The 17,298-nt window shown below is 71.8% G+C and carries 16 protein-coding genes; 6 read left to right on the plus strand and 10 right to left on the minus strand.

Annotated features, from left to right (window positions below):
- Positions 1-15 precede the first annotated feature (15 nt).
- Complete coding sequence (locus tag IMZ11_RS11900) at positions 16-1,203, minus strand: MFS transporter (protein WP_228640775.1); 1,188 nt, start codon at positions 1,201-1,203, stop codon at positions 16-18.
- Positions 1,204-1,286: 83 nt separating this feature from the next.
- Between IMZ11_RS11900 and IMZ11_RS11910 the strand changes: the two genes are divergently transcribed.
- The 3 genes from IMZ11_RS11910 (at position 1,287) to IMZ11_RS11920 (ending at position 4,136) form a co-directional block, all read left to right on the plus strand.
- A complete protein-coding gene (locus IMZ11_RS11910) occupies positions 1,287-2,186 on the plus strand; it encodes a LysR family transcriptional regulator (RefSeq protein ID WP_305075869.1) in 900 nt (299 codons plus the stop codon).
- A gap of 270 nt (positions 2,187-2,456) precedes the next feature.
- Positions 2,457-3,227, plus strand: a complete 771-nt coding sequence (locus IMZ11_RS11915) for a hypothetical protein (RefSeq protein ID WP_228640678.1) — start codon at positions 2,457-2,459, stop codon at positions 3,225-3,227.
- Between the two features lie 102 nt (positions 3,228-3,329).
- The gene (locus tag IMZ11_RS11920; protein WP_228640681.1) at positions 3,330-4,136 is read left to right on the plus strand and encodes a hypothetical protein; all 807 of its coding nucleotides are present in this window, start codon (positions 3,330-3,332) and stop codon (positions 4,134-4,136) included.
- Between the two features lie 53 nt (positions 4,137-4,189).
- Here the strand turns inward: IMZ11_RS11920 and IMZ11_RS11925 are convergent, their stop codons facing one another.
- The 4 genes from IMZ11_RS11925 to IMZ11_RS11940 all read right to left on the minus strand — a co-directional run bounded on the left by IMZ11_RS11925 (position 4,190) and on the right by IMZ11_RS11940 (position 7,907).
- On the minus strand, positions 4,190-5,566 hold the full coding sequence (locus IMZ11_RS11925) for an ATP-binding protein (RefSeq protein WP_228640683.1): 1,377 nt from the start codon (positions 5,564-5,566) through the stop codon (positions 4,190-4,192).
- Entirely contained in the window at positions 5,563-6,228 is a 666-nt protein-coding gene (locus IMZ11_RS11930) for a response regulator transcription factor (RefSeq protein ID WP_228640685.1), read from the minus strand. Before IMZ11_RS11930 ends, IMZ11_RS11925 begins: the two co-directional genes overlap by 4 nt.
- Positions 6,229-6,355: 127 nt before the next feature.
- On the minus strand, positions 6,356-7,012 hold the full coding sequence (locus IMZ11_RS46170) for a phosphatase PAP2 family protein (RefSeq protein WP_228640687.1): 657 nt from the start codon (positions 7,010-7,012) through the stop codon (positions 6,356-6,358).
- 301 nt (positions 7,013-7,313) lie between these two features.
- The gene (locus tag IMZ11_RS11940; RefSeq protein WP_228640689.1) at positions 7,314-7,907 is read right to left on the minus strand and encodes an ankyrin repeat domain-containing protein; all 594 of its coding nucleotides are present in this window, start codon (positions 7,905-7,907) and stop codon (positions 7,314-7,316) included.
- A 129-nt stretch (positions 7,908-8,036) separates the two neighbouring features.
- Here IMZ11_RS11940 and IMZ11_RS11945 point away from each other — a divergent pair, with 129 nt between their 5' ends.
- Complete coding sequence (locus tag IMZ11_RS11945; RefSeq protein WP_228640691.1) at positions 8,037-11,090, plus strand: BTAD domain-containing putative transcriptional regulator; 3,054 nt, start codon at positions 8,037-8,039, stop codon at positions 11,088-11,090.
- Between the two features lie 267 nt (positions 11,091-11,357).
- Positions 11,358-12,287, plus strand: a complete 930-nt coding sequence (locus IMZ11_RS11950; protein ID WP_228640694.1) for an IclR family transcriptional regulator — start codon at positions 11,358-11,360, stop codon at positions 12,285-12,287.
- Between the two features lie 26 nt (positions 12,288-12,313).
- On the opposite strand, the gene IMZ11_RS11955 is transcribed toward IMZ11_RS11950, so the two are convergent.
- From IMZ11_RS11955 to IMZ11_RS11975, 5 genes are all read right to left on the minus strand, one after another.
- On the minus strand, positions 12,314-13,087 hold the full coding sequence (locus IMZ11_RS11955) for an SDR family NAD(P)-dependent oxidoreductase (RefSeq protein WP_228640695.1): 774 nt from the start codon (positions 13,085-13,087) through the stop codon (positions 12,314-12,316).
- Positions 13,088-13,175: 88 nt separating this feature from the next.
- Positions 13,176-13,595, minus strand: a complete 420-nt coding sequence (locus tag IMZ11_RS11960) for a MaoC family dehydratase (protein ID WP_228640697.1) — start codon at positions 13,593-13,595, stop codon at positions 13,176-13,178.
- Positions 13,592-14,695 carry an acyl-CoA dehydrogenase family protein gene (locus IMZ11_RS11965; RefSeq protein ID WP_228640699.1) on the minus strand — a complete coding sequence of 368 codons (1,104 nt, stop codon included), beginning with the start codon at positions 14,693-14,695 and terminating at the stop codon, positions 13,592-13,594. The genes IMZ11_RS11960 and IMZ11_RS11965 overlap by 4 nt, the downstream gene beginning before the upstream one ends.
- Entirely contained in the window at positions 14,695-15,309 is a 615-nt protein-coding gene (locus IMZ11_RS11970) for a MaoC family dehydratase N-terminal domain-containing protein (protein ID WP_228640701.1), read from the minus strand. Before IMZ11_RS11970 ends, IMZ11_RS11965 begins: the two co-directional genes overlap by 1 nt.
- Complete coding sequence (locus tag IMZ11_RS11975; RefSeq protein WP_228640704.1) at positions 15,306-16,466, minus strand: acyl-CoA dehydrogenase family protein; 1,161 nt, start codon at positions 16,464-16,466, stop codon at positions 15,306-15,308. Before IMZ11_RS11975 ends, IMZ11_RS11970 begins: the two co-directional genes overlap by 4 nt.
- A 99-nt stretch (positions 16,467-16,565) precedes the next feature.
- Here IMZ11_RS11975 and IMZ11_RS11980 point away from each other — a divergent pair, with 99 nt between their 5' ends.
- Positions 16,566-17,171: a TetR/AcrR family transcriptional regulator gene (locus IMZ11_RS11980; protein ID WP_228640706.1), complete on the plus strand. Its 606-nt coding sequence runs from the start codon at positions 16,566-16,568 to the stop codon at positions 17,169-17,171.
- The last annotated feature ends 127 nt before the right edge of the window (positions 17,172-17,298 follow it).

Consider the following 17,298-nt stretch of genomic DNA (forward strand, 5'->3'; position numbering starts at 1 on the left):
GACCGCGCGACGAGTTCAGGCGTTCCGGGCGACGTCGAGACGCCGGGCGAGGATCACCAGGAGGCCGGCGGCGAGGGCCAGGGCCGCCGAGACGGAGATCACGCCGGACCATCCCTCCACCTGCCACTGGTGGGCGGCGAACGCGCCGAACGCCGAACTCCCGGCGTAGTAGGCGAGCAGGTACAGGCCCGCGGCCTGTCCGACGCCGACCCCGACCCGCTGCGCCCGGTCCGACACCCAGCCGCTGACCAGGGAGTGGGTGCCGAGAAAGGCGAAGGTCAGCACGCCGAGACCGGTCACGATCACCGGAAGCCTGGGCGACGCGGTGAGCAGGGTCCCCGCGAGCAGGACGACGACGCCGAGCAGGGCGGCCCGTCCCCGCCCCCGCCGCATGGCCAGGCGCCCGGCGGCGTGCGGCGCCGGGATCCCCACCGGGTAGGCCAGGAACACCAGCGCCCCCGCCCCGCCCAGCAGGTACGGCGCGGCCTCCAGGCGGAAGGTCAGGGCGTTGCACAGTCCCACGAACGCCCCCATGGTGGCCGCGCCGACCAGGCACAGCGCCATGATGGCGGGATCCCGCAAGGTGAGGCCGGTGTTGCGCAGCAGGTCCCGCGGCCGTGGGCTGGCCGGCTCGAATCGCCGTGACGGCGGCAGCAGGATCCACAACCCGACCGCGCACGCCAGGGCGATCCCACCCACGGCGGCGTTGGCGCCCGGCCACCCCCACAATGCCTGGAACGGTCCAGGGAGCAGGCGGCCGGCCGCCCCGCCGAGGGCCGTACCCGTGATGTAGGTCGCGTTCGCGCGCAGGTGAGCGTCCGGAGGCGCCTCCTCGCGCACGTACGCCAGGGCCACCGCGGGCAGCCCCGCCAGCGCCATGCCCTGAAGTCCCCGTATGACCAGCAGGCTGTGCCAGGTGGGGGCGAACGCGGTGGCGATGCCGAGCAGCGCCGAGGCGGTCAGCGAGACCCGCATGATCATCACCCGGCCGACGGCGTCCGAGATCGGGCCGACGAACAGCAGCGCGATCGCCAGCGTGATCGTGGCCACCGACAGCGCCGCCGTCGACTGCGACGCCGACACGTCGAAGCGCTCGGCGATGGCGGGCAGCAGCGGCTGGACGTAGTAGAGCGCCAGGAAGTTCGCCAGGCCGCCGAGCATCAGGCCGCACCTGATCCGCCGGCTCGATCCGAGGGTCGACATCACCCCGCGATCCTCCCTGTACGCCGCTGATGCTCAAAATTCATAATTTGACGGCATTGATGCGTATTGCGCATCATCGCTGGATGGATGTTCAGGCACTGCGCTGGTTCCTGTCGTTGTGTGACACGGAGAACATGCGCGACACGGCGGCGATGGAGGGCGTCAACCAGTCCACGCTGTCACGCGCGCTCGCCCGCCTGGAGAGCGAGCTCGGCGTCGAACTGTTCCACCGGCACGGGCGCAGGCTCACCGTCAACCGGTTCGGCGAACTGTTCCTGGAGCACGCCGCCCGCGCCGTCGCGGAGCTGGACGCCGCGCGCCGCCGCGTCGACGCCCTGGCCAACCCCGACACCGGCCTGATCAGGCTCGGGTTCCTGCACTCGGTGGGGCGCTGGCTGGTCCCCGGGATCCTCCGTGACTACCGGGCCGGAACCCCCGGCATCCGGTTCGAGCTCCACCAGGGCTTCGCCAGGGAACTGTTCGCCTGGCTGCAGCAGGGCGACATCGACGCGGCCCTGGTCACCCCGCCTCCGGCCGGAGACGGCGCGCGCTGGCACGCTCTGCACGAACAGCGGTTGTGCATCGCCCTCCCCGCCGGGCACCCCCTCGCCGCCGTTCCCGGGCTCGCGCTCAGGGACGTGCGCGACGAGCCGTTCATCGCCTTCGCCCCCACCACCGACCTGCGCCGGGTCATCGACAGGCTCTGCCACCAGGCCGGGTTCGAACCGATCATCGCGTTCGAGAGCGAGGAGATCGCCACGATGCGCGGTCTCATCGGCGCCGGCCTCGGCGTGGGCGTCCTGCCCCGGCCCGCCGTACTGGAGCACGACGACCCCGTCTACCGTCCCCTGATCCCCGCGCAGCACCGCCCCATCGGCCTGGCCTGGAGCCCGTCGCCGCCCGCCACGTCCGCCGCCGCCAGGTTCGTCGAGTACGTCACGCAGCCCCGTCCGGACCCGGACGGCATGGTCCAGAGCCGCTAGGCGGCGGCGCGTGCACGGCGACGGCCTGGTGCGCGGTGCGCCGGGACGGAGATGACGGGGAGTACGTGCCCCTCACGCCCACCCTGCCGCCGATGACGTGCGCGCCGCTCAGGTTGATTTCAGCCCCGCCGACCTACGCTCCTGGCGGCGGATCCGTGCGAGGGGCCGGGCCCGCCGAAGCGCTTCCGGTCGTCTCCATGGTGGGCACGCGGCATTCGCCCTGACATCCGTGTGATGTCCGCGTGCGCGCCTCGGACAGGGATGGGGAAAATGAAGAAGCTTCCGCAGGTCACCCTGGCTTTCTGGATCATGAAGATCGCGGCCACGACTCTGGGGGAAACGGGTGGTGACCTGCTCGCTCAGACGCTGAACGTCGGCTATGCCGTCAGCTCGATGATCCTGGTCGGGTTATTCCTCGTCAGTCTCGTCACGCAGCTGAGGGCGAAGAGGTTTCATCCGGTGCTCTACTGGACGGTCATCCTCTCGACGAGTACGGCAGGGACGACCATGTCGGACTTCATGAACCGCACGGCCGGGCTCGGCTACGCCAGGGGCGCTCTGGTCCTCATCACAGCGCTCGCCACCGTGTTCCTCATCTGGCGGTTCAGCGGCCATTCCTTCCACGTCGAACGCATCAGCACGTTCGGGGGCGAGCTGCTGTACTGGACGGCGATCCTGTTCTCCAACACGCTGGGCACGTCCCTCGGAGACTTCCTGGCCGACGACTCCGGCCTCGGCTACTCCGGAGGAGCGTTCCTGATCGCGGGCCTGCTGGTGCTGATCCTCATCGCGAGGTACCTCACCCCGGTCTCGGTCACGCTGCTGTTCTGGACGGCGTTCGTGCTGACCCGCCCGCTCGGTGCGACCGTGGGCGACTTCTTCAGCAAGCCCACCGCCAAGGGTGGTCTCGGCTATGGCACCATCGGCTCCTCACTGGTGCTCATGGCCGTCCTGGCCGCGCTGATCGCCTACACGATGTGGCAGCAGCGCAGGCGGACGGCACCGCCGGACGCGGAGCGAACGGCGAGCGCGATCGTCTGACGTCGTCTCCGCGAAGGTCCGTGGGGCGGGTCCGGCGAGCGGGCCGGCCCCACGAAACGCGATCAGGTCGTGTTCAGGTGGCCGCTGCCAGGCTGGGGCGCCATGACCACCTCATACGAAAGGCCCCGGCACCACGCCGTGGGCCACCGGACGCTCAACAAGGTTCCCGAGGTCACCCTCTACTTCTGGACCATCAAGATCCTCTGCACCACCGTGGGGGAGACAGCGGCGGACTTCCTGAACGAGAACCTGGGACTGGGCCTGACCTACACGTCCGCCGTCATGGCCGCGCTGCTCGTCCTCGCCCTGGTTGTCCAGTTCTCGGCGAAGAGGTACGTGCCGGGCGTCTACTGGCTGGCGGTCGTCCTGATCAGCGTCGTCGGCACGCTGGTGAGCGACAACCTGACGGACAATCTCGGCGTGGCCCTGGAGGCGACCACTCTCGTCTTCGGCGTTCTGCTGGCCGCCACCTTCGTGGCCTGGTACGCGTGTGAGAGGACCCTCTCCATCCACGCCATCTCCACGTTCCGGCGGGAGGCCTTCTACTGGCTGGCCGTCCTGTTCACCTTCGCGCTCGGCACAGCCGCGGGTGACCTCGTGGCAGAGCGGCTGGACGTGGGCTACGCGGTCAGCGCGATCCTCTTCGGCGGGCTGATCGCGATCGTGACCGCCACCCATCTCTGGCTCAGACTGGGCGCCGTCCCGGCATTCTGGATCGCGTACGTGCTGACCCGCCCCTTCGGGGCTTCCATCGGTGACTACCTGTCGCAGTCTCAGGACGACGGCGGTCTCGGCCTGGGCACGGTGACGACCAGCGGCCTCTTCCTCGCCACGATCCTGTGCCTGGTCGTCTATCTGAGCATCACCCGGAAGGACGAATCCGTACGGCAGCCGGCAGGAAGGTCCTGACTCCGCAGCGGCCGGGCGCGGCCGGTGTATGGGATCGGACCGAGTGGCGGGTGTCACCCGGCGGGCAGCCTCACCACGAATCGCGCACCCGCCGGGCATGGGGCCAGGTGGATGTCGCCGCCGGCCGCTCGGGCGAGGCGCCGCGCGAGGGCGAGTCCGAGACCCGCGCCGTCGTGCCCGTCGGCGGGGTCCGCGCGGCGGCCCGGCTCGAAGACGGCCGGACCGACGTCCGCGGGAACCCCCGGCCCGTCATCGGCGACGGCCACCTCGACACCGCCGGGAACCTGCGCGCATTCGATCGTGATCGTCCGTACGGCGTAGCGGCGGGCGTTGTCCAGCAGCGGGGTCAGGATCCGCTCCGCGACGCTCGCCGCGACCCCCGCGGTCACGGCGCCGCCACGAACGACGACGGGAACCGCCTGCGGATGTTCCTCCGCGCAGCGTCGAGCGAGATCACGCGCGAGGTCGGGCAACGCGCAACGCCCCGGCACCGACGCCGATCGGGTGCGGGCCTCGGACAGCAGCGTTTCGCAGATCCGCTGCATCGTCGCCGCGGCTGACGCGATCGCGGCGTGGGACGCCCGTTGCGCGGTCGCGTCCCTGCGCCGTGCCGTCAGCCAGTCGGTCTCCGCGACGATGCGGGCCAACGGGGTCCGTAGTTCGTGCGAGAGTTCGGCGGACTGCTGCTGCTCGTGACGCAGGACGGCGGCCAGTCGGTCGAGCAGTTCGTCGAGGTTGGCGGCGAGCGAGGCGAGCTCGTCCGGACGGCCCGCCACGCCGAACCGCTCGGCGGCGCCGCCCTCGCTCCATCGCGCCGCCTGCGCGCTCATCTCGGCGACCGGCCGAAGGGCCCGCCCGACGATCGCGCGGGTGACGAGATAGACCACGCCGAGAAGCAACAGTCCGAGGACCGCCGAGCCGGCGAGTGTCGCGCGGGCCATGCTGCGGTACGGGTCGAGGCCGACCGAGGCGACGACGGTCCCGACCTGCCGCCCGCTGTTGTGGGGAGCGTGGACGGCCAGGGCGTAGAGCCGCGACGCGTGGGGTCCGGCGGTCTCCGTGAAGACCTTGCCGTGTCCCGCGAGCCGGTCCGCCTGCCGCTGCAGCCGCAGGGGTGCCTTGGGCCGTTCGATCGCACGGTCGCCCTGGTAGATCCAGATGCCCGCGTCAAGCGCGCCGTCGTCCGCCGGTTCGTGGACGACGATGCCACCGTCCGGCCGTGTCTCCAGGGTGGCCGCCACGGCCGCCGCCCGGGTACGCAACAGGTCGTCGGCCTGGTCACCCAGACGCGCGGACAGGGCGAGGTTGAACCCCCCGGTGAGCAGGGCGACCCAGAGCGCTGTGGCGATCAGGGCGAGCAGGGCGAGGCGGCCGCGTAGCGTGTCCGGCCCTGGAACGCGCCACGGCGTGGTCGTCCGGAGCCGCCTCATCCGAAGCGGTACCCCACACCGCGGACGGTTCCGATGCCCAGCCGGCTGTTCACCTCACGCAGCTTGCGCCGCAGCCGGGCCAGATACTGGTCCAGGGTGTTGTCACTGACCTGGGCTCCCTCGGGCCAGGCCGCGCGCAGCAGCACCCGTCTGCGTACCACGGCGCCGGGGGACGCCATCAAGCAGGCCAGCAGGCGGAACTCGGTGGGGGTGAGGGCCACCGGCACTCCCGCCACCTCCAGGAGGTGCCTGACCGGGTCGAGCCGCACCCCTTCGACCGCGACGGACGGCTCTCGCCCCGCTCGGCGTAGGGCCGCGCGAACCCGGGCCGCGAGCTCGGCCACGTGGAACGGCTTGCCGAGATAGTCGTCGCCTCCCACGGAGAAGCCGGAGAGCCGGTCGGTGAGGTTGTCGCGGGCGGTGAGGAACACCACGGGGACGTCGATGCCCGACGCCCGCATCGCCTGGCACACATCACGACCGTCGGAGTCCGGCAGGCCGATGTCGAGGACGACCGCGTCCACCCCGTCCTGGACGGCCCGCAGCGCCGCTGCCCCGTCGGCGGCGGTGAGCACCTCAAAGTGCTCCTCGCGCAGGCCGCGGGCGACAACGTCGCGAAGCCCGTGGTCGTCCTCGACGACCAGGACGCGGTAGACCGTCACCTGGTCAGTATCACCTGCTCCCGCGGTGTCTCCGTGACGCTGACGCGCAGCGTTCAGGTTACGTAAAGGTCGGGCCCGCACGGTTCCCGGAGCGCTCTCAGACGTCGTCGACCGCGTTCCGCGATCCTCATCGGTCCGCGGGGCCCGGGGGGTCATGGATGATCGGCGCCCGGCCGATCCAGCGGTCGATGCCGCTCCTCAGGGCGATGACAGCCGAGGTTCCGGCACCGGCGGCGAGCATCGAACCGATGACATCGGTGGGGTAGTGAACGCCGAGATACATGCGAGCGACGGCCTGGGCGGCCACGAGAACGGCGCCCATGGACACGACGAGCGGGAACCGAGGGGTGCCGGCGGCGAGAAAGCCGGCGGCGATGGCCAGCGAGAGCGTCAGGGTGACATGCCCGCTGGGAAAGCTGTCATGGCCGATCATGTGGAGAAGCTGGCCCGACACCGGCGGGCGAGGCCGGGCGATGATCTGTTTGAAGATCGAGCTGGTGGTCCAGCCCATCGTGACCATCAGGGTGACGAGGACCGCCGTACGAACGCGCCCCATCACGGCGAGCGTGACCGCCAGCGACACGATGATCCACACGCCCACCACGGGTCCGAAGGTGACGTTGAGGCCGTCGGCGACCGCCGTCAGGGTGGGAGTGCGCAGGGTCTCCAGGGCTTCGTCGACGCGCAGGTCCTGCCGGGTGACCTCGGGCGTCCGCGCGGCGATCCCGAGGAGACTGGTCGCCACGATGAGGAAGGCGGGGAGGCGGAGACGCTGGAAAAGCACGGAACTCCTCGATCACAGATCACGTGGACGGCGAGCGGTGGACGGCGGGCGACTCACCGTCACCGCCCCGGCCACCGGCACCCGATGCCGCAGACCCTCCCGAGCGGCCCCGGTGAACGGCGAGGCCGCCGGAAGCAGATTCGAAGACGCAGGTCAGGATGGCGACCAGCATATGCGGCGATGCTCGGCCGGTACGCGTGCCGAATGCGCAGGCGGCCCCGGCTCCGGCCGCCTGGAGGCGCGCGGGCGGTCGGGGCCGCGGGTGACGACCGGATCGATCGCGGCGGAGGACGAGGACGGGTCAGTGCGCCCCGGCAGCGCGGAGCAGGTCGGCCACTTCGGTCTGGCCCCTGGCGACGGCGTGGCCGAGCGGGGTGACGCCTTCGCGGTCGGCGAGGTCGACGTCGGCGCCCGCCGCGACGAGCAGGCCGACGATCTCCTGGTGCGGGGCGCCGCCGTCGCCGAGGATGACCGCCTCAAGCAGGCCGGTCCAGCCGAGGTCGTTGACGTGGTCGACATCGATGCCGGTCTTCAGCACCTCGCGGACGTAGTCCACGTGCCCGCGTTCGCAGGCCGGGATGAGGGAGACGCCTCCGTAGCGGTTCCGTACGGTCAGGTCGGGCCCGGCCGGGAGGAGGGTCCTGAGCATCGCCACGCTGCCGGTGACACCGGTGACCAGCCAGGGTGTGTCGTGCTTGAAGTCCGGCGCGTTCGGGTTCGCGCCCGCCGCGACCAGCACTTCGGCCGCCTCGACGTGATCGGCCGCCGCGGCGAGCAACAGTGCCGTACGGCGTCGCCCGTCGCGGGCCTCGACGTCTGCCCCGGACCGGAGTGCGTCACGGACGGCGGCGGCGTCCCCGCGCGCGGCGCCCGCCAGCAGGTGTTCGTTGTACATACTCGATCCTTTCATCTCGCCGCTCGCCGCGAGAGGAGGGGATCACGCCGATCCGCGGAGGTGTGTTCAAGGGTTCACCGTGCCGAAACGAGCTTCGGGGATCCTTCTTACGCCCCTAAGGTCGGGCGTATGCGCTTTGGAGTGCTTGGGCCGGTGGCGGTATGGACCGACGCGGGCGAGGCCGTCACCATCCCCGGCCTGAAGGTGCGCGCGCTGCTCGCCGACCTGCTCGCCCACGAGGGGCGCGTCGTCGCCGCCGACCGGCTGGTCGACGACCTGTGGGGCGACGACCCGCCCGGCAACCCGGCGGCGGCACTGCACGTGCGGGTCTCGCAGCTGCGCCGCGCGCTGGAGGAGGCCGAGCCGGGCGGGAGGGCGTTGGTGGTCTCGCGCGCCCCCGGCTACGCGCTGGAGTTCGGCCAGGACGCGGTGGACGCCGCGCGTTTCGCGCGGCTGGTGGGGGAGGGCAGGCCGGCCGAGGCGCTGGGGTTGTGGCGGGGGGCGGCGTTCGCGGACTTCGCCGACTTCGTGTTCCTCCGTCCGGTGATCGCGCGGCTGGAGGAGGCGCGGCTGGCCGCCGTCGAGGAACTCGCGGAGGTACGGCTGGTGGCGGGTGAGCCGGTGGACGTCGCCGAGTTCGTCGCCGAGCATCCGCTCAGGGAGCGGTTGCGTGCCGTGCACATGAAGGCGCTGTACCGGGCGGGACGGCAGAGCGAGGCGCTCGCCGCCTATGGTGAGTTGCGCGAGCGGCTCGCCGACGAACTGGGGCTGGATCCGTCGCCCGAGCTGGCCGAGCTGTACGCGCGGATCCTGCGGCAGGACCCCGCGCTGAGTGGCAGGGCCGAGCGTCCGGTGACGAACCTGCCCGCCGCGGTCGGCGAGCTGATCGGCCGCGGCGGGGCGGTGGACGAGGTGCGCGCCCTGCTGGAGGCGGGCAGGCTGGTCACGCTCACCGGACCGGGAGGAGTGGGGAAGACCAGCCTGGCGCTGGAGGTGGCGAGGCAGTCGGCCGGCGGACATCCCGACGGCGTGTGGCTGGTGGAGCTGGCCCCCTACGACCGGCACACGCCGTCTCTGGCCGAGGCCGTGCTCGTCGCGCTCGACATCCGCGAGGAGTCCGCGGGTGCCCAGGAACGGCTCGTCGAGGCGCTGCGTGACCTTCGGCCGCTGCTGGTGCTCGACAACTGCGAGCATGTGGTCGACCAGGCCGCCAAGCTGGCCGAGGTACTGCTGCGTTCCGCGCCCGGACTGCGGATCCTGGCGACCAGCCGCGAGCCGCTGAACGTGTCCGGCGAGGTGCTGTGGAGCGTGCCCGCGCTGGAACTGCCGCAGGGGTCCGAGCCGCTCACGGTGGCGAAGGCCGACGCCGTGCGGCTGTTCATGGCACGGGCGACCGCGGCGGCTCGCGGGTTCACGCTCGACGCCGGGAACGCCGCCGCGGTCGCGCAGCTCTGCCGCAGGCTGGACGGCATCCCGCTGGCGTTGGAACTGGCCGCGACCCGGGTCAGGGCGCTCGGGATCCAGGAGCTCGTGGCCAGGCTGGACGACCGGTTCCGGCTGCTGACCGGTTTCCAGCGCGGGGCCCCGGAGCGCCAGCGGACCCTGATGGCGATGATCGACTGGAGCTGGACGCTCCTCACCGACGCCGAACGGGTCGTGCTGCGCCGCCTGGCCGTGCACGCCGACGGCTGCACGCTGGAGGCGGCCGAGGAGGTGTGCGCCGAAGCCGGGATCGACGTGCTCCACATGCTGGCGCGGCTGGTCGACCGGTCTCTGGTGGTGGCCGTGGACGGGCCGTCGGGGGTGCGTTACCGGCTCCTGGAGTCGGTGGCGGCCTACTGCCTGCGCATGCTGGACGACGCGGGTGAGGCGGAGCCGGTTCGGCAGGCGCACGTCGGCTACTACGTGACGCTCGCCGTACGGGCCGAGTCGCACCTGCGGGGGGCCGAGCAGGCGCACTGGATGCGGCGGCTGGACGTCGAGGCCGCGAACCTTCGGGCCGCCCTCGACGCCGCCCCCGCGGCCGGTGCCCTGCGGCTGGTGAACTCGCTGGCGTGGTACTGGTTCCTCCGTGGCCGGCTCGGCGAGGGGCGGCGCTCGCTGGAGGCGGCGCTGGCCGCCGAGGGCGACGCGCCCGCCGCTGATCGGGCGCGGGCGCGCGCCTGGCACGCCGGGTTCGCCCTGCTGCTCGGTGAGGACGTCGACTGGGAGCCGGCCCTGGACATCGCCGATCCCGGTGAGCGGGCGCGGGCGCAGTGGTTCGTGGCGCTGGGCCTGACCGACGAGCCGTCCGCGCGGGCCCTGGTCGACGCCGCGCTGGCGACGTTCCGCGAGGTCGGCGACCGGTGGGGCGTGGCGGCGGCCCTGAGCCGGCGGGCCCGCGACGCCTTCACCCTGCGCGACCTTGCGGCCCTGGAGCGCGACGGCGGCGAGAGCGCCGAGCTGTTCCGGGAGCTGGGCGACGGATGGGGCCGGTTGCAGGCCACCGAGTGGCTCGCCGGGCTCGGTGAGATCCGCGGCGACTACGAGTGGGCCACCCGGCTGTTCGCCGAGGGCCTGCGCACGGCCGAGGAGCTCGGGCTGTGGCCGGACGCCGTGCGGCGGCTGTCGTGGCTCGGCTGGCTGGCCATGAACACCGGTGACTACGACCAGGCCATGGAGCACTGCGGCCGGGCGCTGCGCCTGGCCACCGGTCAGGGCTACCGGGAGGGACAGGTCTTCGCCGGGATGGGATACGGCTACTCCGCCCGCCGGGCGGGCCGGTTGGAGCTGGCGGAAGAACATCTGAACCACCTGCTCGACGGGGTGCCTCGGGACGGGGAGCCCCCGCTGTTCCTGCCCACCACCCTGGTCGAGCTGGGCTTCGCGCACGAGTCGCGCGGCGACGCCGAGGGCGCCCGCGAGCTGTTCCAGGAGGCGTTCGCCGTCGCGAGGAAGGTCGGCGATCCCCGTACGACGGCGTACACCGTGGAGGGACTGGCCGCCACGTCGGCGCCGGAGCAGTGCGCCCGGCTGCTCGGCCTGGCGGCCGCGGCCAGGCAGGCGCACCGCACCCCGGCCTCCCACTCCGAGCAGGACGAGGTGCGGCGGATCGCCGGCAGGGCCAGGGACGCGCTGGGGGAGGAGGCGTTCGCCGCCGCCTACGCCCACGGCCGCGAGCTGACCTTCGACGACGTGTCCTGAACCGCCGGGCGCTCGGCCGGACGGTCGAAGAACTCCAGCCGGCCCGCCTCGGCGATCTCGAACTCGGCGGTCTGCGTCGTGGCTGCCCTCTCGCGGGTCTCGTATGGCGCTTCCGACGAGATCCACAGTGCCGGACGCTCCTTACGGACCCCTTCAGGTGTCCTTGTGGCCGCGTCCCGGGCCCGTGCCGTAGGGAACACCGAGGGCTCGTACATCGCATTACCAAGCAACTGCTAGGTTGATTGAAAGCAGCGAGAGAGGTGCGCCTTGAATCTTCTTGAGACCGACGCCTCGGATACGAGCGTCGTCGCCGCGAAGGACCGCGAGGACTCCCGACGATCTGTGCTCGGGCGGATGACCGAGATTCTCGACGTTTTCCTGGAAGGGCCCGAGTGTCTCTTCCTCGGGGATGTCACCGCGCGAACCGGGCTTCCCCGCTCCACTGCGTTTCGCATCCTGAGCCAACTCGTGGAACTGCGATGGCTCGAGCACGATGAGCGCGGCTACCGGATCGGCAGCCGGGTGTACGGCATGAGCGCCCGGCGGGCCGACCACAGTGATCTGCGTAACGCCGCCGCCGTGGCACTGAACGATCTGCATGCCGTCACCGGCGCGGTGGTGCACCTCGGCGTCCTTGAGGGGCTCGGCATGCATTATGTGGACAAGATCGGCGGCGTCGCCGGGCGGTCGATCCCCTCCAGGGTCGGGTCGCGCTACGCGGCCCTGGGAACCGCCGCGGGACGCGCCATGCTGGCCTACCTGCCGACCGAGCGGGTGGAGGCCATGATCCGGCTGGAGATCGGGGAGCCGTCTCCGTCGCTCCTCCTCAAGATCCACCGTGAGCTCAACGAGACCCGGCGCCGTCATGGGCTGTCGGTCGTCCACGGAACCCCGCGAGGGACCGAGATCAACGCGGTCGCCGCCCCGATCCTCGGTCCGGACGGCCCGGCGGGCGCCATCGCGGCCATCGGGCGCAACCTCCTGGTCGAGCCCATCGCCCCCGTCGTGCTCGCCGCCGCCCGGCGTGTCGGGAAGGAACTGTTCCCCGGCTGGTCGCCCGTCACGCGCCGTGGTCACATCGGTCGCACGGCCTCCGGGTGGACCGGGCGTATCTCGCCCCGTGGTCCGCACCGGGCGGAGCGTGAGGGTGAGGCCCATCGCGTCGGCGAGCGTACGACGCTCAGACTGGGCACGTAGCCGGTGGTGCGGCGCCTCGCCGGCGGTCAGACTCCGTAGCCGCCGTCGACGTCGATCTTCTGGCCGCTGATGAAGCCGGCCCTATGGGAGGCGAGGAAGAGCACCGCCTGGGCGATGTCCTCGGCGGTGCCGAAGCGGCCCAAGGGGATGTTCGCGCGCGCCACGTCCAGCGCGACCTCGTCGAGCTCCCGCGAGGCGATCAGACGGCTCGCCATCCCGTCCGTGAGCATGCCGGGGCCCACGCAGTTCACGCGTACGCCGAACCGTCCCTCCTCGGCGGCCAGCGCCCTGGCGAGGGCCTCCACGCCTGCCTTCGGCACCGAGGAGAGCCCGTCGCGCTTCGGGTACCGGGTGGTGGCGGCCGTGGTGACGGCCACGACCGACCCCTTGGAGCGCCGCAGGTGGGGGAGCGTCGGATGGACGAGGTTGTAGAACCCCAGGAGGTCCTGTTCGACCTGCTCCCGCATCACCGCCGGTGTGACGCGGGAGAGATGGGTCATCGGAACGTGCGGGCCCGCCGCGTGGACGAGCGTGTGCACCGCGCCGAACCGGTCGGCGACCTCCTCCACGAAGGCGGCCGTGGCCGCGGCGTCGCCGAGGTCGAGCCTGGTCGCGATGCCGGTCTGGCCGTGTTCGGAGAGTTCGGCGGTGAGCCGGTCGGCGGCCTCGTCGTTGGACCGGTAGGTGAAGGCCACGGCCGAGCCGGCCCGCGCCAGTCCCAGGCAGATCGCCCGGCCGATGCCACCGGACCCTCCCGAGACGATCGCCACACCGGCCAGACCCGCGAAGTCGGTCACCATCGCATCCTCTCAAGCAAGCACTTGATTGGGAGGCTAGAGGGCGACCGGCCGAGCCGTCAACGTGACGGCGGCACCCGTCCCGGGCCGCTCAGGCGGTCCCGTGGGGGAGCAGCACCACGACGTCGCCGTGGACGTGCACGCCCAGACCGTTCTCACCCCGTACGGCGAGCGTCACCAGCGCCCCGTCCACCTCGGTGACCGATCCGGTCAGCGTCATGGTGTCGCCGGGGTAGTTGGGCGCTCCCAGGCGGATTCTGATGCGCTTCACCACCGCGCCCGGGCCCGCCCAGGACGTGACGAACCGGTCGACGAGACCGTTGGTGGTCAGGATGTTCATGAAGATGTCCTTCGACCCCCGCTCCACGGCGAGATCGGGGTCGTGATGCACGTCCTGGTAGTCCCGGCTCGCGATGGCGGTGGCCACGATCATGGTGCGGGTGAGCGGAATCGCCAGGGCGGGCAGCTCGTCGCCGACGCTCACACCGTCCGCCGTACGGGCCCCGCTCACGCGGTCTCCCCGGCCACGAGGAGCTCGCCCAGGTCGGCGAGGACCGTGCCCGGCGCGCCCAGGGTCCCGGACAGCTGCTTGCCCCACAGGAAATGACGGTGCACCGGGTAATCCACGTCGACGCCCATGCCGCCGTGCACGTGCTGAACCCGGTGCACGACGTCCAACCCGCCCTGCGCGGACCACCACTTGGCCACCCGCACCGACCGCTCGGCCGCAGGGTCGTCGCCGTCGAGATCGCTGATCGCCTGCCAGAGCGCCACCCGCATGGCGTCGATGTCGATCCAGCAGTCGGCCAGCTGGTGCTGCAGGGCCTGGAAGCTGCCGAGTGGCCGCCCGAACTGGATCCGCTCGGAGGTGTAGGCCGCGCCCAGCCTCAGCCCTCCTTCGGCGACGCCGATCTGCACCGCGGACACCGCGACCATGGCGCGCAGGAGCACCCAGGTGAGGGCCGAGGCGCCGCCGAGCGGGGTCGCGGGGGCGCCGTCGAGGACCAGGTTCGCCGTCCTGTCACGGCTGGTCGTCTCGCCCCACTGCCAGGACACGCCGGGAGCGGCGGCGTCCAGGAGGTACAGGCCGGGCCCGTGCTCGCCGGTGGCCGAGACCAGCACATGGGCGGCCGTCGAGGGCGTGGGCACGGCCGCCTTCACGCCGGTGAGTCGGACGCCGTCGCCTTCGGCCGCCGCGGTACAGGCGGGGCGCTCGGGACGGGCGCCGTCGAACTCCTCCAGGGCGAGCGCGATCCGCAGCTCTCCCGAGGCCGCGCCGGGCAGCAGCCCGGCACGTTGCTTGTCACTCCCGTGGGCCGCGACCGCCATCGCCGCGACGCCCGCCGACCACAGCGGGATCGGCGCGACCTTGCGGCCCTGCTCCTCCAGGACGACGCAGAGTGCGGCGAGCCCCAGACCGGCACCGCCGTACTCCTCGGGAAGGGCGACGCCGAGCAGACCGGCACGGGCGAACTCCGTCCACAGCGCCTCGTCGAAGCGCTCGTCGCTCTGTTCGACCTCGCGCACCCGGTCGTCCGTGGCCTTGTCCTCCAGGATCTCGGCGGCCAGCGCCTGCAGGGCGGCCAGATCCGGATCGAGCTGGAAGTCCATCAGTTCTCCCCTTCGTGGGTCGCTGGCGCGACATCGTGCTGGGCCGGGCGGAACCGGAGGGTCCGCCAGCGTTGGGTGGCGACGACCTCGCCGTCCGCGTCGCGGTAGATCTTCAGCGTGGTGACGAATCGGCCGGTGCCGAGTCCGGTGCGCTTCTCCGCGGAGATGTCCTCGACGACCTCCTCCAGGCTGACGCGGTCGCCCGGCCGGAGCTCGCGTACGAACTCGAAGTCGGAGTCGGTGGCGACCACCGAGGTGTAGCCGCCCTCGTCGAGCAGGTCGACGAGCTCCCGCGCGCCGTCGACCTCACCGGTGGCGGTGGCGGTGGCGGTGGCGGTGCCGGTGCCGGTGCCGGTGCCACTGGCGGTGGGACGCACCGTGGCCGCGTAGCCGCGCATCACCCATGCCTGCGTCATCGACGCCGGCGCGACCACACCCTCGCGGCCGTTGGCCCGCGCGGACGCCTCGTCCAGGTAGATCGGGTTCGCGTCGTCCATCGCCTCGACCCAGTGGCGGATCATCGGCACGTTCACCGGGTCGGGTCCGAACCTGGTCGCGTTCAGGGTCCGCCCGACGAACCCGGCCAGGCGCTCCTCGTAGGTCCGCGCGGTCATCGCTTCACCCGCGGCATCCCGAGCGCGTGCGTCGCGACCATGTCGCGCAGGACCTCGTTGACGCCGCCGCCGAACGTGTTCACGATTCCCTGGCGCGAGATCTGCTCCAGCTGCCCCTCCAGGGCGGCCCCGGTGGAGCCCGGACGCAGCCGCCCGGCCGTGCCGAGGATGTGGGTCAGCGTGCGCTGCACGTCGATGTGGGTCTCGGTGCCGTACGTCTTCGCGGCGCCGGCCATCGCTCCGGGCAGGTCGCCACGGGTGATGGCGGCCGCGAGCTTCCAGTTCATCAGCCGCATCGCCTCGAGCCTGGCGTAGGTGCGGGCGAACTCCTGGGCCACCCACGGCCGCTCGGCCACTCCGGTCTTCCGGGCCCAGGCGAGGGTCTCCTCCCAGAGCTGGATCATCCGGCCGCCGAGTGCGGCCAGGGCCACCCGCTCGTGGTTGAGCTGGGCGGTGATCAGCTTCCAGCCGCCGTCCACCTCGCCCACCACCTCGGTGGAGGGGACGCGGATGCCGGAGTAGTACGTCGCGGTGACGCTCATGCCGCCGACCGTCTTGATCGGACTCCAGCTGAAGCCCGGGTCGTCGCACGGCACGATCAGAATCGAGATCCCCTTGTGCTTGGGCGCGTCCGGGTCGGTACGGCAGGCCAGCCAGACGTAGTCGGCGGTGTTGCCGCCGGTGGTGAAGGTCTTCTGGCCGTCGACGACGAATCCGTCGCCGTCAGGCACCGCCCGGGTCTTCAGCGAGGCCAGGTCGGTGCCCGCCTCCGGCTCGGTGTAGCCGATGGCGAAGACGATGTCCCCGGTGAGCATCCCGGGCAGGTACTTCCGCTTCTGCTCCTCGGTGCCGAACTCCATCAGCGTCGGCCCCACGGTGTTGATCGTCACCAGGGGGAACGGCACGCCCGCGCGCTGGATCTCGTCGTAGAAGACGAACTGCTCCTCGGCGGTCAGTCCACGCCCGCCGTACTCCGTGGGCCAGCCGACCCCCAGCCAGCCGTCGCGACCGAGCATCCTGACCACCTCACGGAAGCGGTCGCCGCCGGCGCCCCCCTCGCGTACCTCGCGCAACTCGTCCGCGGGCAACAGGGTCGCGAAGTAGGCCCGCAGTTCTCGGCGGAGCCGCTGCTGGGCGGGGGTCTCATGAAGATCCATGTCACTCCTCAAGCGTCTGGTCGGTCAGTATTGATGCGTGAATAGACACGTGTCAACCAGATGTATATCCATGCGTTTACACGGGACTACACTGCGGGCATGGAAACTCAGGCCCGGGTCGTCCAGCGGATCCTGTCCCCTGCCAGAGCCGTCACCAGGGAGCGGTTGATCGACTCCGCGATCGCCCTGGCGACGGAGGGCGGGTACGACGCGGTCACCATCCGCCAGGTCGCGGCCCGCGCGGGCGTATCGGTTCCCACGGCGTACCAGCACGTCAGCTCCAAGGATCAGCTGCTGGTCGAGGCGTTGATGACCCTCGGCGTGCGCTCCACCGAGACGCTGCGCCAGCGGGTGCCCGCCGGTGAGACCCCCGCCGACCGGCTCGTGCAGGTGTTCCGCCGCGTCATGCGGGATGCGAGCCGGAAGCCGCTCCTCTACCAGGCCATGTACCGCGCGTACGTCGTCTGCAGCCCCGCCCTGGTCGAGACCGACGCGACCGTCGGCTTCGGCCCAGAACGTGCCAAATGGATCGGCGAGACGCTGCGCGCGGGCGACACGCAGGGGCACTCCGAGGAGGACCTGGAGTCGGCGTCCCGGATCCTCAGCTGCCTGTTCCTGGGCGCGATGGTCGGGGTGGCGGCGGGACGTGATGTCGAGGAGGCACTCGGGATCCTCGACGAGACCACGCGCAGGCTGCTTCCCTGACCCGTCCGGCCGGGACGCGGACTCCGTCCGGCCGGGACGCGGACCCCGGCCGGCCGCGGCACCGGTCACCGCCGCCGCGTGCCCGGATCACCTGGTGACGCCCTCTTGCTCTCGGTCGCGACACGGG

The organism is Microtetraspora sp. AC03309 (assembly GCF_020826795.1).
GTDB classification, from domain to species: Bacteria; Actinomycetota; Actinomycetes; order Streptosporangiales; family Streptosporangiaceae; genus Microtetraspora; species Microtetraspora glauca.